This is a genomic window from Mesobacillus foraminis (genome assembly GCF_004340465.1).
GTDB lineage: Bacteria > Bacillota > Bacilli > Bacillales > Cytobacillaceae > Mesobacillus_B > Mesobacillus_B foraminis.
This window is the reverse complement of sequence record NZ_SLVV01000010.1, coordinates 54254-71311: the sequence shown is the minus strand read 5'-3', so window position 1 is coordinate 71311 and position 17058 is coordinate 54254. Positions and strand designations below refer to the sequence as shown.

The 17058-nt window shown below is 43.0% G+C and carries 12 protein-coding genes; 7 read left to right on the top strand and 5 right to left on the bottom strand.

Annotated features, from left to right (window positions below; all coding sequences use genetic code 11):
* Nucleotides 1–65 precede the first annotated feature (65 nt).
* From EV146_RS18605 to cspC, 6 genes are all read left to right on the top strand, one after another.
* On the top strand, nt 66–1364 hold the full coding sequence (locus EV146_RS18605; RefSeq protein WP_132009336.1) for a phytoene desaturase family protein: 1299 nt from the start codon (nt 66–68) through the stop codon (nt 1362–1364).
* Complete coding sequence (locus EV146_RS18600; protein ID WP_132009333.1) at nt 1351–2232, top strand: RNA polymerase sigma-70 factor; 882 nt, start codon at nt 1351–1353, stop codon at nt 2230–2232. The genes EV146_RS18605 and EV146_RS18600 overlap by 14 nt, the downstream gene beginning before the upstream one ends.
* An 845-nt stretch (nt 2233–3077) precedes the next feature.
* The gene (locus tag EV146_RS18595) at nt 3078–3989 is read left to right on the top strand and encodes a S8 family serine peptidase (protein ID WP_158287134.1); all 912 of its coding nucleotides are present in this window, start codon (nt 3078–3080) and stop codon (nt 3987–3989) included.
* 22 nt (nt 3990–4011) lie between these two features.
* Nucleotides 4012–4923: an SAR2788 family putative toxin gene (locus EV146_RS18590; protein ID WP_132009330.1), complete on the top strand. Its 912-nt coding sequence runs from the start codon at nt 4012–4014 to the stop codon at nt 4921–4923.
* 15 nt (nt 4924–4938) lie between these two features.
* The gene (locus tag EV146_RS18585) at nt 4939–5247 is read left to right on the top strand and encodes a hypothetical protein (RefSeq protein ID WP_132009327.1); all 309 of its coding nucleotides are present in this window, start codon (nt 4939–4941) and stop codon (nt 5245–5247) included.
* Nucleotides 5248–5685: 438 nt separating this feature from the next.
* Nucleotides 5686–5886, top strand: coding sequence for a cold shock protein CspC (gene cspC, locus EV146_RS18580; RefSeq protein ID WP_010331195.1), 201 nt, complete (start codon nt 5686–5688; stop codon nt 5884–5886).
* Nucleotides 5887–6430: 544 nt separating this feature from the next.
* Here cspC and pelA read toward each other — a convergent pair.
* The 3 genes from pelA to EV146_RS18565 all read right to left on the bottom strand — a co-directional run bounded on the left by pelA (nt 6431) and on the right by EV146_RS18565 (nt 11669).
* Nucleotides 6431–10108, bottom strand: a complete 3678-nt coding sequence (gene pelA, locus EV146_RS18575; RefSeq protein WP_241993971.1) for a pectate lyase — start codon at nt 10106–10108, stop codon at nt 6431–6433.
* Nucleotides 10109–10248: 140 nt separating this feature from the next.
* A complete protein-coding gene (locus EV146_RS18570) occupies nt 10249–11115 on the bottom strand; it encodes a helix-turn-helix domain-containing protein (RefSeq protein ID WP_132009321.1) in 867 nt (288 codons plus the stop codon).
* A gap of 257 nt (nt 11116–11372) precedes the next feature.
* On the bottom strand, nt 11373–11669 hold the full coding sequence (locus EV146_RS18565) for a transposase (protein WP_132009318.1): 297 nt from the start codon (nt 11667–11669) through the stop codon (nt 11373–11375).
* 170 nt (nt 11670–11839) lie between these two features.
* On the opposite strand from EV146_RS18565, the gene EV146_RS18560 reads away from it, so the two are divergent.
* Entirely contained in the window at nt 11840–12622 is a 783-nt protein-coding gene (locus tag EV146_RS18560; protein WP_132009315.1) for a metal-dependent hydrolase, read from the top strand.
* A gap of 101 nt (nt 12623–12723) precedes the next feature.
* Here EV146_RS18560 and EV146_RS28190 read toward each other — a convergent pair whose 3' ends face one another.
* Both EV146_RS28190 and EV146_RS18555 read right to left on the bottom strand, forming a co-directional pair.
* Nucleotides 12724–12855 carry a hypothetical protein gene (locus tag EV146_RS28190; RefSeq protein ID WP_258236002.1) on the bottom strand — a complete coding sequence of 44 codons (132 nt, stop codon included), beginning with the start codon at nt 12853–12855 and terminating at the stop codon, nt 12724–12726.
* A gap of 502 nt (nt 12856–13357) precedes the next feature.
* Nucleotides 13358–16858 (bottom strand): InlB B-repeat-containing protein, encoded by a 3501-nt coding sequence (locus EV146_RS18555; RefSeq protein WP_199232694.1) that lies wholly within the window; start codon nt 16856–16858, stop codon nt 13358–13360.
* Nucleotides 16859–17058: the final 200 nt, after the last annotated feature.

Genomic DNA, 17058 nt, shown 5'->3' with positions numbered 1-17058 from the left:
ATTATTGTCACATCTATTCACCCATTGTCGTCTTGAGTTATGAAATAACAACTGGAGGTTATCTTATGGCTCAAAAATGGGACATTGTCATTGTTGGCGGCGGTTTAGCAGGTTATGTTGCTGCAAATTTTTTAACTAGTACCAATTTATCTATTTTAATAGTAGAAAAAGGAAAAAATGTTGGAGGAAGGGCTAGAACAAATAAAATCAATCAACAATGTTTAAATCTGGGCCCGCACGCTCTTTATAAAAAAGGAAAAGCCTGGTCTATTCTCGAAGAATTAGATGTTGCGCTTAATGGAAAATCCCCAAAATTAAGCGGCCTGTTAATTGAAAACAATATCGAATATGCTGCTCCATTTTCCCCTATAGACCTTTTTACGACCAGGTTTTTGAATTGGAAAGAACGTATGGAGTGGGTCGCCGTTTTGGTAAAAATCATGAATGCAGATCCTGATAAGCTGGCAGAACAAACCTTCCACCAATGGGCTAAGGCAGTAACCCGCTCTAAAAAAGTTGAATCATTACTCTATACACTTGGCAGAATTGCAGCCTATTGTCATGCTCCTGATCTGGCAAGTGCAAAAGTAATGGTAACGAATTTAAAAAATGCTATTGGAGGTGTACAGTATTTGGATGGCGGCTGGCAAATGATCATTGACCAGCTTCACAATAAAGCAATCTCCTCAGGCGTTCAGGTTCAAACACATACTCTGGTGAAACAGATTAAACCCATCGAACAGGACCAATTTAAATTGGTTCTATCTAATGATGAAGAAATTCTCGGGAAGTATATCATTTGTACAGCTGGACCTGCCGAACTGAATGAAATGTTAGATGAAAAAGATCATCCTGACCAAAACAGCTTTTTCGCTGAAATTACAGCTGTAAGAGGCGCAACGTTAGATGTTGCTTTAACCCAGCTGCCTTGCCCAAATCGACTATTCGCCATGGGCATCCCGGATCCTCTCTATTACTCTGTGCATTCAAATGCTGCCACCCTGTCTGATGATCCAAACAATGCCGTCCTTCATGTATTTAAATATCATCACCCATCTGATTATATAGATGGAACAAGGGTTAAAATCGAGCTTGAACAATTTTTAGATCAGCTGCAGCCAGGGTGGCGGCAATACGTCATCACCAAACGATTTATCCCTAATATTACAGTGAACCAGCGCCTGCCCCAAATTGGTGATGAGCAGAAGCTGACACGTTCTACAACAAAAATTCCGGGATTATATATAGCAGGAGACTGGGCTTCACCTGACTGCATTTTGGCAGATGGAGCCGCCAGCAGCGGAAAACAAGCAGCGAAAGAAATTATATTAACCGAAAAGAGGAAAAAGAGTGCAAATTACTGATGAGGATTATCAGCACTATAAACCCTTGTTGTTTTCATTAGGCTATAGGTTATTGGGTTCCGTCATGGAAGCAGAAGATATGATGCAGGAAACGTTTTTACGGGCCATCAAACTTAAGGAACAGAACATCAATAATAAGAAAGCCTATCTTTGCAAAATGATGACGAACCGATGTCTTGATGCACTAAAATCCGCCCGGTACAAACGAGAACAATATGTGGGCCCATGGAATCCCGAGCCATTATTACTGGAGAAATGGCATGCCTTTGATCCTTCTGAAACTTTGATCAAAAAGGAAGGATTGAGCATCGCCTATTTACGGATGATGGAGCATTTAACAGCAGATGAACGAGCCGTCCTCCTGTTAAGGGAAATATTTGATTTCCCATACTCTGAGATTGCTAACATCATTGAGAAAAAGGATGAAAACTGCAGAAAAATTTATAGCAGGGCTAAACAAAAGATCTCACTTGTGGAAGGAGAAAGCTTAAACTATGAGAAGAATGAGTCAATGGTTCATTCTTTTATAAAAGCTCTTCAATTGCAAAACATGGATGCCTTATTAGAACTGATTTCAGAAAATGTCACATTGTATTCGGATGGCGGAGGAAAAGTTAATGCCGCCGTTCGCCCAGTTGTATCCAGATCCAACGTCCTAGCCTTATTATTCGGTATCCTGAAAAAAGTTCCAAAAGACTTTAATTTTGAAATTAAAAATGTCAATACCCAGCCGGCCATCGTCATTAATATGAATGGAACCCTTCAAAGCATTCTTAGTTTTTATATTTCCAATGACCAAATGAATGAAATCTATATCACCATGAATCCTGAGAAACTGGCGATTTTTTACCGAGATAAGATAAGATGAGTATGCAAAGCTGTGGTATAGGCTATCTGAGGAGATGAGCTCTAATATTGCTTACCTTAGCTCTTTAAAACCCAGTCTCTCTAGATAAAAAAAGGAGACTGTCCACATTAAGGTACATTTATTTGTACCTTTGGGCAGCCTCTTTTTAACTCCGTTTGCGTAAGCTTATTTAGTTCGTACGTTCTGCAATGTCTAACATGATGAAGTTTCAAAATTTTATCCTCTTTACTACTATTTTGTTCGCCTAGCAATTCCCCTGTTTTTTATACTTTCACCCTTTAACATTTTTAACCTTTTTGAATCATCCTTCGTATTCTTAAAAATGAGTAGTGCTTGGCTAATCTATAAACGAACTCTATAATTGCAATTCTCGGTACAAGGCATAACATTATCATTTAGCTGTTAATCTCATTCTTGAGTTGAACAACGATACGCATCTTCTTCCTCGGTCCCCATTTCAACAATCACTCCACAGGCTCCATCTAAGTTGGTAAATACATCTTAACTCCATAACAAATTCAATCATTAGATGTTTTCCTTTTTGAAACACTACTGCACTTTTATAACCGAAAGAAACTGCTTCTAAATCTACAACAGGAAATGCCCCCGAGTTTCTATCTTCGCATTTATTCATTTAAATTTTTTATTAACTCAATTTTAACAATACAATATATCTTTATTATACTAATTGCCCATCCATATATTTCAAATTTATGATACATTTTACAAATTTGGTTTACAAATAGGTTTTATTCTATTATAATCCTTTTTGGTAATATTTTAAAATTTTCCAAACCATTCATACTATGAATATTTTCCTATGGGTTATTTAGAAAGGATTGCACATGAAAAAGTTCTTAATCGTACTACTTGCACTAGTTTTATTAACTGGTTGTACCAATAAAAATACACAAATGCATTTGACGGAAAAAGAATGTAAGACAAATTGGGCAATATGCTTAGTTTTTTCAGATAAATCTTATCAATATAGCTTTAAGAAAAAGATAAAAGTTGCCATTTTAGACAGCGGTATCGACGGAAATCTCCCTGAATTAAAAGGTATATTAAAGAAATCATACAACGCTATTAATCCCAATGAAAAAATAATAGATTCCTATGGTCACGGAACAGCTATCGCAGGAACAATAGCAGCAAAACCAAATAAATATACGATTCAGGGAATTAGTCAATCTGTCCATCTATATGATGTGAAAGTTCTGAATGATAAAGGGGGTGGTAAAATTGAGGATGTTGTAGACGGGATCGAATGGAGCATCAAAAATAATGTAGATATTATCAATCTCAGCTTCGGATTCCAAAAAGACAATAAAACCCTAAGAGAAGCGATCCTTAAGGCAACCTCACACGGAATAATCATTGTAGCTGCTGCAGGAAACAACCTTGGATTATATACCGATTACCCTGCTAAATATGAGGAAGTCATCTCTATTTCGTCAATCAGTAAAAAATTGAAAGTTGATCCATTTGCCGGCAAAGGGAAAGTTGATTATGTAGCACCTGGTGTAAATATCCCTGTCCTAACAACTGATGAAAATAAAGTTAGTTATGTTGATGGTACTTCGTTTTCAACAGCATTTGCCACAGGAATTATTGCCAATATTCTAGAACAATCGGAACATCCCCTAAGTTTGACAGACATAAAAGAAAAATTAAATAAAATATCTCTCGACTTAGGAGAAAAAGGCAAAGATACTGCATATGGCAATGGATTGATCCAGTTACAAAATAACCAATAAACACGAAACGAGGGGAATAAAAGTGAAAAAAATATATTTTAGTTTTATAGCTACTATATTGATATTTGCATGCATAGCTCCTGCATATGCTAGAGCAGCTACTGAAGAAGAGCAATATAACCATCTTGAAGAATCCATTCCTGCCATTACTGATATCCAGGAAGAAGAGGTTACAACAGTCGATATTGAAAGTGCTGAAGAGGAAACAAATGAATTTGTTGGAGAGGACATTGAAGATAGTCTTGAGATTCAAAGTGAAGTAGTTGATGATACAGCTGTTATTGAAACTGAAATTGAATCTGAAGATGTACATATTGATAGTACATTGGAACTTGATCTAGAATCAAGTGCTATGACAGTTGAAACTGAACTTGAAATTGAAGATGGTCAGAAAGTTTCTAAATCTTTTGATGTATCTGTGACAGAAGTCAACGGAGAAGATTTCACCGCAAAGTTAACGGATACAGAAACTGGGGAAATCTATGAGGTCAACACTGAAGAAGTATCCGCTTCTTGGTATCCACTAGTGGTTATTGCCATTCACGTAGCTCGTTATGGCATTACATATGCAATCAAGAAGTATGGAAAAAGTGCCGTAACAAAGGCTACAAGTAAATACGGAAAAAAAGCTACAGCAAATACATTAAAAAAAGTACAATTTGCCTCTAAATCAACGTTTGACCGTCACTGGAGAGATCATAAAAATGAATTCCCTGGATACACTCAATCAAAATATTTAACTAGAGCCCAAGCAATAGCGGGAACTACTGGCAAACATATTCTTACCAAAAAACGTGCAAATGGAGATATTTTAAAATACAATAAAGATACGAATGAATTGCTTATTCTTGACAAGAATGATGTGATTAGAACTCTTTTTAAACCTAAACATCCTAATAAATCAAAAGGTTATGAGTATTTTAAAAGACAGTAATTTTGAGGTGATTCGATGAACTATATCTGTCCTGTATGTGGGTTTGATCAGTTAGATCAACCTGCTTATGATGAATATAATGATGCTTCATTTGATATTTGTCCTTGTTGTCGATTTCAATTTGGAGATGATGATGACATAGAGATCAGTGAAGGAGTTTTTATGCAGAGAGAGGAAACTCACACTATTTATAGAAAGAAATGGATTGAAAACGGAGCTGAAATATTTCAGCCAGAATGTTATCCGCAAGAGTTTCAGTTAGATGGCAAAGTAAAAAAAGAACATTTGATTAAACAACTAAAAAATATTAACGTAATTTTATAAAAGGTAGAAAACTATCCATTTTAGACGGTAGAAAATTAAAGGGGGAAGAAGAATGATCTTCAGTAGTTCATTCCTCTTCCCCCTTTTTATAGTGGGTCGATCATTTTATTCTTAACTGAATTGGGAAATTAAATTAAAGAGAAACCCAATTAAAACCCTCAATTATTTATGAAACGGTTCACGGCAATTGATGCTAATTTAATTCTTAACTATCTGCCTCTAGTCCTCGTACTGAACAAGAGTTAATAAACCAATATGAATGTATTATTTAAGTTTAAGCCCCAATGATTTGCAATCCGTTCCGTTTCTTGTTATGATAAATAAGAATTATTTTTGTTCGGTGTAAAGGATAGTATAAGTATCGACTTTTCGTCTTGATGATCACTTTGGGCAAGGATAGTAATACGTTGTGCGTTAACGCACTAGGAGGCAACAAAAATGGAACAAGGTACAGTTAAATGGTTTAATGCAGAAAAAGGCTTCGGCTTCATCGAACGTGAAAATGGAGACGACGTATTCGTACACTTCTCTGCTATTCAAAGTGAAGGTTTCAAATCTTTAGATGAAGGTCAAAAAGTAACATTTGACGTTGAGCAAGGTGCTCGTGGAGCTCAAGCTGCTAACGTTCAAAAAGCTTAATCTCAAATCGATTATATAAACAGGCTCTTTATATAGAGCCTGTTTTTTATATTCCCTTCATTTATAATGCTCAAAATAAAACCCTACTCAACGTTTTGAGCAGGGAGATGGAAAAGGGAATGTGTAAAATGATAAAAGCTTTAAAGGTTTGTCTACAGTACAACATACTGGGATAAACTATATGCGGAATGTATATCATTATAAAAATTTCTTTTCAAGAACAACTAGATTTTATCCTTTCTTATGTCACAAACATGCCCCGTTAGTTTTGTAGATTCATCAAGGATAAGCGACGATCGTTTTGGATTATCGCATTTATCATCTATCCAAGTATCTTTTAATTGGTCATAACTTTTTCATTTTACTTCTAACACCTGTTTTGCCATAGTCAAATACTCTTCACTACCGGATACAAATGCAAATTCTGCGACTGCAACAATTTTATGTAAGTTCTTTTTTTTACCTAATCTCAACATGCAACTTTAACAGAGCCAGTAAAAAGAAGAATGAAGCCCTTATGGCCTCATTCCTCCCTTTCTCCTTATTAATTCTTAAATTTTGGAACCCAGCCATCCAGCACATTTTCGACTGTGTATTTGGCGGCTTCTTCATCGCTGAGCTGGCGGCGGTCTTCATTGATGACGGCACCAGGTCCTTCATTTTTATATTCAAACAGTCTGGCGTCCTCCGGCTGGCGGCCGCCCATCTCTGTCCAGCCCACAGTCTTGATATGTTCGCCCATGTAGCTGTTTTTAAAGACGACATTGCCGTGGTCCCTCCAAGGACGGCCCAGATAGACGGTGTCTGCCGGTGCATTGCTCGTTAATTTGCTGTTGATGATCAGGAACCCGAATGGCTGATCCACCGGAGTGCTTGCCGCGGTTATATAGCCGTTATTGGAATTGGAACCGCGGCTCAGGGAATGGATCGTGCTCTCTTCAAAGACGGCCCGTGCTCCGCCGTAGATAAAATCAACATCCCCTTCAATATAGCAGTTATAGTAGTACTGTTTCCCGGAATGGGCCAGCAGCGTATCCTGGTTGCCAAGGAAACGAACATTTTTGAACGCCATACGTTCTCCGCGGGCATATGCGGCAAGGGCCTGCTCACCATCAACGTCTACGGAGGCTTCGTCAAAGGAATTTTTAAAGGTCAGGTTCTCTGCCGTGAAATCACTGGCTTTTAAAATGGCTGTTGCACTTTCAAAGCCTAGCGTTCCCCCAAGGCCATTGTCTTTGCCGGCATAGTTATCAAAATCGATAATCGTTCCTTCAGCACTCTCGCCAATTAACGTAACGTACGGTTTATCCGCAGGAATAGAGATGACTTCCTTATACACTCCATTCTTAATGTTGATCACTACAGGTTCGCTGTTTTTGGAAGGAACAGCATCTATTGCATCCTGCACGTTTCCGTATTCGCCGCTTCCATCCTGTGCCACCGTAAGCTCACTTGGGATCTTCTCCAGTTCTCGGGAATAATCCTCCAGCTTCTCCACTTGTCCTTTTACCAATGTCCTGCCCAGCACATCCCGAGATTGATCATCCAGAACGCGGGCATATACCTTTCCTTCAAAGAAGCCAGTTGTTTTAGCCGTTTCAAGAAGCTGTCTGGCATAGGATCCGCCCCATGAATAGCCATTTCTTCTCTCGGCCTCGATCTCTTTGATATCCCGTTTAATCACTCCATCCCGCCCGGAAAAGATTGGTTCGTTCGTGACAGGGTCATAAAATCTGTACCAGGTAACTGCATTGAGATCCTTGACGAAATATTCCCCGTCTGCTGTTCCTCCGCTGACATACCGGATTCCTTCCAGCTTGCTGTCATCAAACCACTTCAATGCCGATTGTACCGCCTTCTTGATTTCAGGCGTTTGATTTGGCCTGGACATTAAAAATTTAACGATCCCGACTGATTCGCTGCCGGAAATGGAAGGGTGCTCATAGGAACGGGCCCCCACTGGTTCATAGGTCGAAGGGTCATGCTGCGCACACCAGGCTTTCAGCACTCCGTCCGTTTCAATCTGGGCGTTTAAAATGTAGTGTATTGCCTTGTCCATCGACTTTTCAATCATTTCATAATAGCTTTCATCAATGACACCGGAATTGAAAGGATACTTCTTGTTTAGAATATCATCAAACATAGTCAATACGCGGATCATGGCATTATCATTAAAAGTCACCATATCGGAATAATTCCCGCGCCTCGGATAGACCTGGGCAAACCCGCCAGTATCATATTGAAGATCCATCAGGAAGTCCATGCCTGCTTCAATGCTTTCCTTATAGCGCTCATCTTTTGTGACGGAGTACACTTCTGCCAGGTAGCGAATTTCTTTCACCGTTCCATCGTTGTCAATCGTGCCCAGTTCAACGCCATCCTTATTCACCCACGGGGATCTCGGTGCTTTGCCGTCCCAGGCTTTGCTGTAATCGATCGCTTTCGACCAGCCCCCATGATCCATTTGCCATGACAGCATATGATTGGCCTGCCGGATGGCTTCCTCAACATTCCCTTTAAATTCCTGAGTTTCTTCTTCAAGAATAAAGGAGTCCCCGTTCAATTCATCCATGCTTTCTAAAATTAATACCGTATTGCCGAATGCGTCAGTGCCTTTTGCCGCTTTGGAGATGCGCAGGTCTCTGTCCAGCTGAGGTGTCAGGCTGTCCCAGCTTCCCCGCGGAACCGATATCGCAAGGTCCTTATAATCGAAATCATCAAATGTCCCGTTGAACGTCACGGCGATCAAATTACTTCTTAACGCATCAACGCGGGCAATATTGACCTTATTTGTCTCTTTGTCACTTGCAGCTGCCAGCCTTTGCACCAGATCCTTCGCTTCCTGCCAGTTCATATTGTCTTTAATCCCAAAGTTTTTATCACTGTTCGGATTCATGATTCCTTGTTTGGCAAGCTGGCCCAGCATATTCGAACCCTCTTTGTCGTCTTCAATCATATCCAGCAGGTCACCAGCTATTAAGGCAATATGCTCTTTTTCAAGAACCTGGTCCGGCTTCAGCTCCTTCCAAAGAAACTCGGGGACATAGTGATGGTCCGCTGCGACTTCAGCAATATAATTCCCCCAGGACTCGGCCGGGATATTTCCGTAGGCTTGCTTCGATTCGAGATTTTTAAACACCTCGTCATTGTCAAACCCAAAGGCATTATTAATCAAGGCAAGGAACTCGAGAAACGTTACTTCTACGTTTTGCTTCTCCTCTGTATCTCCAATCACACCCAGCTGTTTTAACTTTTTCATCGTCAAACCATCAATAAGCTTAGATAGCTCCACTTCCTCTGTTTCAACTGGAACCAGACTATTATCTGTTTTTAGGTGATTGTGAACCCGCAAATGGTCAATATTGCCGCCGCCCTCTGAACCGGTGGCTGTCAGGCGGATGGTATTTTCGCCTTTTTGCAGAACAGCCCCCATGCTCTCATTGGTCCATTTGGTCCAATCTGTAGGCGGGAAACGCAGTTCTTCAGCATCCTTTCCGTTAATGGATACCTTCGCTGGCCTTTCACTTCCGCCTCCGTGTGCATAGCGGAAGTCCAGGTTATACTCGCCAGCCTCCGGAACATTCACTTTCCACTCCAAATATCCGCCTGGGACGTTTGGATTAAAGTCTGCAAAACCAGAACCGGTAAAACCATGGTGCTTGTTATCCAGAACAATCCCTTCGCTAACCGCCTCTTCCGCTTCTGAAGTGATATCTACTAGCCGGTAGACAGACAAATGATCGATGTTGGCACCGCCGTTTGGAGCGGTTGCCGTCAGCCTGATTTTATGTTCACCTGGTGCAAGCTCTGCCTGGGTTGTGACGTATATGTAGTCATCAAAATCACCTGATTGATGAAAATCGAGCTGCTCCTCTACAACTTTCCCATCAACGGTAAGCTTCGCGTGTCGATTATCCGAATTTCCATTGGCATACCGGATGGCAAGTACATACTCGGCGGCTTCCTCGACCTTGACTGTCCATTCTATATATCCTCCCGGCTCATTCGGTTTGTAATCAACAAAACCATCCCCCGTAAATCCTGGATGCTTATTATCACTAATCACCCCTTGTCCGCCGGCATGCTCTGCTTCATAAATTTGTCCATAACCCGGTGCACTTTCCCCGGCTGCCTGCACCTGAACAGTGGGTACAGCAGACGACAGGAAAAATGAACCTGCCATGATCACACTTGCAGTTAAACGTATCTTTTTTGGTTGCATTTTCACGTTTTCACTCTCCTATTTTGACAGATCGACTAATGAAAACCCTTACATTCCAATTATAGCAACCTATTGATTACACATTTTGTATTCTCTATATGTTAACGTTTACATTTTAGTGATCAATCCTGGCTAAATGGCTACCTATTGCTGTTTTTCTGTTCCTGATGATGATTACGGTATTCATTGGGAGACATAGCCGTCATCTTTTTAAAAACACGCCAAAAATGAACGTTATTGGAGTACCCGACCTTCTTCGCTATTAAGTTCACTTTCAGAGTAGATTCATTTAATAATCTCTTAGCTTCATTGATTCGAATCGCATTCAGATAGTCAATAAAGCTGCAGCCCGTATACTTTTTAAACAATTTACTGATATACTGTTCATTTAAATGAAACTGCTGCGACAAAACGCGAAGTGATACATCACTTGAATACTCCCCGTTAATAAACGCAATCATGGCTTCTATATCGGTTATAGTACCGATTGGAGGATTGCCGGAATTGCTCGAAGTCTTCTTGGGTTCCAGCAGTCTGGCGCTTTCAATCAGGAGCTGTGTTAACAGGGACTTGAGATAAAGATCCTTATCGCCCTGGCTCAGCTGATATTCCTCGAGCTGAGTGACAAGATTACTGCGTATACGTTCTCTTTTACATGGGGGAATTTGAAGAATATGGGGACCATTTTCAAAAAGCTTTTTCAAAAGGTGAGCTGCACTCGCCTCCAGGAAACTGTCCCTAAAATTAATGACAATTCGGTCATACACGTCCTTGTCCCTGCTGTTAACCGTTGTCTTATGGATGAGATTTTTATCGATAAAGACCAAATGGTGTTTTTTTATTAAATATTCTTTCCCATTAATCTGGTAAATCCGTTCTCCCTCAAGCAAGTAATAAATTTCATAATCCTGGTGGATGTGATGATTGGTCATCGAAGGATGGTCCCCTTGAATGCGATTAATGTAGAAAGACTGATCTCTCAGAGAAACATTAACTTTTTGTACCAAAAACCCTGCCTCCTGTCCCTACTCTCCTATTAATAATACTAAATTTTCAGTAAAATCATCAAGCAGGCGAGGTGCGGTACTATGGGGCATCTTTTATTTACAACGGCAAAATAGGTCACACTGGGAACAGGTTAACAGTACGCGACCAGAGGTGGTTGTTACGAAGATTGAATCTATTTCATTACAATGAGAAATCAGAGGATAAACCTGCTAAATAGAATGGATTCTTGCCATTTCGAGGATCAGGCCGCGGGAATTTACGTGCGGCCCAGCTCCTCTATTGTCCAGATGAGCATTCTATACAGGAAGTAAACCCCGAGATATGCCCCCGTAACCAGGAAAAACGGATTTAGGAATAAGCCGTGAATATTGGTCATAAAAACAGTTTTATCTTCAATGATCTCATGGATCGCCAGGGAAGCGATATTTCCAAACATCAAGGCAGAAAAGACCGCTAAGCCGTTTAGATACAGCCTGGAACCTGGCCACTTCCTCCGTAAAATAAACAGAAGCACCGGAGAGATTATGCTGCCAGAAATCAACAGGAATTCCATCCTATCACCTCTCTTTCATTCTGCCCCTGTAAAAGAACACTAAAACCTTCCCTAACTCATTTTATCGGTAATTTATATACTTCTTCTAAGGGCCCTGGTCTTTTTTTATCCCGGTCGGGAATAAGATAAGAGGTGAATGTATTGAGAATGTGCTGGGAGGAATTGATCATATGAAGATCCAACGGCTTGGACATGCTATGTATCTGTTAAAAAGCTCCAAAGGTAAGAACTATTTGATTGACCCTTTTTTTGATTTGAATCCTGGATTCCCTTCCTCATTGAATAACACCGAATTTTTTAAGTCGATTGATTGCGTTTTTCTTACACACGGTCATTTTGACCATACGAGCGGGCTTTCCAAGGTGATTGAACACAAACCAAATATTATGATTGTTGCTATCTATGAGCTGGCGTTGCTTCTCCTCCAGCAAGGCATAAAAAATGTCCTCCCAATCAATATTGGCGGCTCAGTGTCATTGGAGGATGTAACCGTAACGATGGTACAAGCGAAGCACACATCCTCATACGGAGAGACGGAAGGCACCCCTGTTTATGCCGGTGAAGCGGCAGGCTATATCTTTGATTTTGCTGATGACTATACCCTCTACCATTCGGGGGATACCGCTTTAATGGCTGACATGAAAGTCATTCAAGATGTATACCAGCCGGAAATTGCCATATTATCTTCATCTGGCCATTTTACTATGGGACCAAAAGAAGCTGCTTATGCCGTTAAACATCTGCTAAACGTTCGTTATGTAATCCCCAGCCATACATTTCCTACAAAAAGTACTGCTCCATCACCAGAGTCACTGACCCAATTGTTAAAGGCCTTTCCAGTAGTAGAGTTTATGATTGATAAAGATAGGGAGCTAAAAGAGCTGTTAAGTGATTATAAGCAAACAGAGGTAGAAGTTATGGGGTATGGAGAAGAAAGGACATACGAAAAATAATTAGATTGATTTGATTGAAAGTGTTGCTCAACAAAAATATGCCTGATCCTCGAAGCGTTAAAGGTTTAATGCACCGAGGATCAGGCACCGATATGAATCTATTATTTAGCCGTTTTTAATGAAGGCTTCCAATAAAGTTCATTTCCTGTAAAAGATTCTGCTAAATGAATTGCAACCGTCTTGTCTGCATCACCAATTGAAAATAAACGTGCCATCAAAGTAAAAACGTTCATTCCGCCACACTCCCTTTGCTTAACTTACTTACATAATAAGGTCAGGAGAATGGCAGAACAACAACCATGTTATATTTTATGACACGGAAATTAACGAAGAGGTTCCTGTATACCGGCTGTATGATCCAGGTCCCTTGATAAAAATAAAACTCATGAGGGATTTTTGGAAGGCGCCCTATTGTTTTGGTGTAATGAAAAATTCTACTAGATGATTATCTATATCCTGCAAATTTTCTAAAATAGTGTCCCTTTTTTATGTCTTAAAATTCTTGCGTATCAAGGGTTTAGGTTAATGCAAAATGCTCATATAAAAAAAGAACAAGGCATGAATTTTGAACACGCTCTGTCCTGATTATATGATTCAATGACTTAACTTAATATCATTGGCCGAGTCCTCTTTATTAACATGTGAAGAGGGCGGCTTTACAGCACGCCCTCTCGTATAGAGTTTGGTAATTACTCCGAGTTGCTTACGCTTATGCTATTGTGTAATGGGTTGTCGTTACTCCACGATGTAGCACTCGCGGATTTGCGTGTTGCCCTTGGTGTCGACGTAGACCTGGTAGGTGCCGACCTTATAGGTGCCGGCAGCGTTATTGCTGATGCTGAAGGTCTCGCTTATAACGTTCGTGTTGCCGTCAGAAAGCTCCTCGGAGATTTTGATCGTTAGGTTGTTCTTGTTTCCGGACAGCTTCTCAACCGAGGCCGACGGAGTCGCCTTGAGAACAACAATCTCTTTCCATTTGGCGTACAACGTCATATCGGTGGTGACAGGCATGTCGAAGTTCCACGGGGTTTCAAGCTTGGCGTCGCTGAACCAGCCGTCAAACATGAAGCCGGCCTTGGTCGGGTCTTCGGGCTGTTCAATTTTGCCGCCCTCGGCCACAACCAGCGAAGCAATCTCAGAACCGCCGTTGGTATCGAACGTCACAATGTTATCATTTTTAGTGGATCTTTCGGAGGCGTCTACTCTCACGTTGTGCAGCATGACGGTGTTATTGGTTGTCATGCCGCTTCCGGCATAGTCGTAAGAGGAGTTGCCAGAGTTGTTAATCCGGATGCCGAAGCCGCCAAAAAGGTTGTCACCCAAAGCGCCGGTTTCATCCGTCCACGAGATGTCAACCGAATTAGGAAGATTTTGCTGGGTTTGCAGCGGCGTCTTCTCGGACAGCGTCGAAGCCTGTACGCGAAGAGTGCTGCCCGTTACGGAAACGGTAATGGTACTCTTCGGCATAAACGCAGCTGTCCTAATGGGCTCGCTCAACGGAATCTGATTGGTGCCGTCATATTTATACAGCGTCCATATCGTAGCGTTAGAGCCGCCGGCAGCGGTACGTTCTACACGTAGCCCATACCCCGTGCGGGTCGCCGGATCATATTTTACATAGATATCCATGAAGTGACCGTTTCCGCCGAAGCCCTGACCCTCTACCTTACTTGAGGAGTAGTTCAGATTCAGCGACATGTCTCTGTAGCTGCCGGTTTGACCGAACACGAATCTGGTGTTCGTCCCGCCGGAATTGTTCTGAAGGCCCCAAATCTTATCCGTGCCGTTGGTTCCGATCCCCCACCCCCATGGCACTGCTGTACCGCTCACCCGGTCAAAGAACCATCTGCCCTTCGTGGTGGTATTGTCTTCATTGGTAAAATACAAATTCTTAAAATCGGTATACAATGACGTTTCCGTCACGTCTTTTGCCGTGACCGGGCGCTTGGTGTATACCGTGATGGGGGCGCTGGCTGAGCTGAACTCATACTTCGGTTTGATAACGGCGCGCAGGTAGTAACCTACGTCATACTTATTAAGAGAGTAGTTTTTATACGGTTCGTCTATGAAGAATTCGTTAGCGTCGTTGTGCATCGTTCCGATATGAACGCCGTTTGTAGTATCGGGACCTGTCTCGCGGTACCATTCGATGACAGAGGTATCCTTGTATCCGAGCTGGTCCAGCGTATAGCTGAGCGTCGCAAGGTTCTCGCTGATATCAATCGCAGGCCCTGTAACTACAGGAGCAGGGACGGGCGTGGGGCGGATGTACAGAGTCGCACCGGCCGAGATACCGCTCGGAAGCGTGCCCGTCACAATCGTCTTAACGATAGCGCCGGTATTGTTGGGCTTGGCGGTCAGCGTAATTACGCCAGTCGCGGCGTCAACGGTGCCGTTCAACAGATTCGTATCGTACGACCAAACGGTATTCTTTACGTCAACGGAATCCGCCGGAGCCGGGGCGGGCGTCAAAACGGCCCTGTTGGTGCTGTCAGCTTTGTCGGAATACATGGTTTTGCCCTTTGCATCGACTAAGAATCGGTACGGCAAGTTGGCGTAAGGTTCCCACTCAGCATTGAACTGGCCTTTAGGGTCCCAACCGTCATTCCCCTTTAAGAGGTTATATACGTTGTATTCCTCGCCGACCTTAAAGGCATTAAGGGCGTCTCCGGTCAGCGTTACGGAGGTTTGCGGCTGGGACGGGCTGATGACGAGCGGCGTTTTACCTTCGCCGATTGTGTTGTTTGACACAAAGTGGCGGGCGTCCTCGCGCACCACGTTTTCCCACTCGACAGATTCAATCCGGCCGGTGAACTGGGTATCGATGAGGGCGAAGATACCGTTCGCGTTAGGGCCGATAGCGTTGGACTGCTTGGCAAGGTAAACATCCGTACTGGTCATTTGCGGCATGCCGATGATTTTGCTGCCCAGCAGGACGTTGACGCCGCCGTTATCTGCGCCGTTGACGGATGGGTGGTTGCCGAAGAAGTGGAAGGTACAGTTCTCGTACACATTGACTCCGCCGGAGAAAATAGAGTCGTCTGTTAATTGGAAAAAGCTGTCTAAGAAATACGCCCGGGTAGGCGCGAGTCCAACCATCATGTTCAAATATCCGACGAACCGCGTGTTTTCGAAGTACAGCTTATCTGGAGCACCTGTTCCGTTGGCTCTCGTTAAAACCTCGGCGTGATTTTTGGAGTCTAAGCGCTTTTTAATATTTTGCGACGGATCTCGCGGATAAACCAGATCCTCCTGCGCGTAATTTGCGATTGTGATGTTCTCGCTGTGGAAGCCAGAGGAAATGCCAAGTGAATACCAGCTGCCGTTCGCGCCTAAGCCGTTCTCGCCCCCCTCGCCGCGGTTGCCGCAGATGATTGCGTCTGTAGCATCCTCAGTAAGGCCTAAGAACGAGATGTTTTCCCCCAAAATGCTCAGGCCGATATTTGGACCTCCAATTACGCCGCCTTCCTTATACGTCTCATCCGTCCAGTACACGCCGGGGACTATGTACACCGTCGTACCCTCGGGCAGCGTCAGCTCGCGTTTGTTTTCGGACAGCGTTCCCAAGGTCTGCAGCGTCTTCGCGACGTAAGGACTTTCAAGCTCTTCAGCCGAGGCGTAGGCATTCAGCAGGCGATGCTTCTCGTCCACCTTGATCCACTTTGCGTAAAGCGTCATGGAACGGACTACCGTGTTGTTCAAAAAGTCCCACATATGGACGCTGGCAGCTTCATCCGTATACCAGCCCACAAATACCAAACCGTCTTTTTTAGGACGTTCCGGAACCTCAATCGCGTCGCCGGCGGACACCCGCTGCGGTTCTACCGCGCTGCCGCCGGCGGTGTCAAACGTTACCAACAGGTCTTCTTCGCTTGCTGCACCGGTTAAGTTGCCGATGAGGTCGTTCGCTGCTTCTAAGGCGGTGCTCGCTTCCTCCCGCGCCGCTTGTACCGCAACGATTTCCTCAGCCGACGCCCCTTGGGCAGTTTCCAAACCGTCCGCCAGCGCCTTTACGGCGGCCAGCTTCGACTGCAGCTGGGCAACCGTGGTAGCATTGGCCGACTTCGCCTTCTCCAGAGTGGTTACCTTGTTCTGCAGTTCCATTTTAGCTGTTTCCAATTGCGTAAATTTTTCTGTTTCGACCCTAGTTCCTGCGGGAGAAGCTGCGTCATCGTCTTCCGCGGCAAACGCGATTCCCAGGAACATGTTGAGAACTAGAAGAACGCCAATCAGCATACTGACTGCTCTCTTTACTACCATCAGACTCACACTCCTTATTTTTTTAATTTGAAGGCTGCCCTACACCCTCCATGATAAATGCTCCCCCCTACCGTATGACGCCGAGGCTGCGGGCGGATTGGCGGTGGCGGTACAGTTACAGCTGATTTTCTTATTTCAATCTTTTCGCGTACCATCGTCAACTTCTCTTCTCTCAA

Excerpts from the sequence above, each read along its gene's own strand:
- EV146_RS18605 (WP_132009336.1), top strand. The coding sequence starts at position 66 with ATGGCTCAAAAATGGGACATTGTCATTGTTGGCGGCGGTTTAGCAGGT.
- EV146_RS18595 (WP_158287134.1), top strand. The coding sequence starts at position 3,078 with ATGAAAAAGTTCTTAATCGTACTACTTGCACTAGTTTTATTAACTGGT.
- EV146_RS18585 (WP_132009327.1), top strand. The coding sequence starts at position 4,939 with ATGAACTATATCTGTCCTGTATGTGGGTTTGATCAGTTAGATCAACCT.
- cspC (WP_010331195.1), top strand. The coding sequence starts at position 5,686 with ATGGAACAAGGTACAGTTAAATGGTTTAATGCAGAAAAAGGCTTCGGC.
- pelA (WP_241993971.1), bottom strand. The coding sequence starts at position 10,108 with ATGCAACCAAAAAAGATACGTTTAACTGCAAGTGTGATCATGGCAGGT.
- EV146_RS18565 (WP_132009318.1), bottom strand. The coding sequence starts at position 11,669 with ATGGAATTCCTGTTGATTTCTGGCAGCATAATCTCTCCGGTGCTTCTG.
- EV146_RS18560 (WP_132009315.1), top strand. The coding sequence starts at position 11,840 with ATGAAGATCCAACGGCTTGGACATGCTATGTATCTGTTAAAAAGCTCC.
- EV146_RS28190 (WP_258236002.1), bottom strand. The coding sequence starts at position 12,855 with ATGAACGTTTTTACTTTGATGGCACGTTTATTTTCAATTGGTGATGCA.
- EV146_RS18555 (WP_199232694.1), bottom strand. The coding sequence starts at position 16,858 with ATGCTGATTGGCGTTCTTCTAGTTCTCAACATGTTCCTGGGAATCGCG.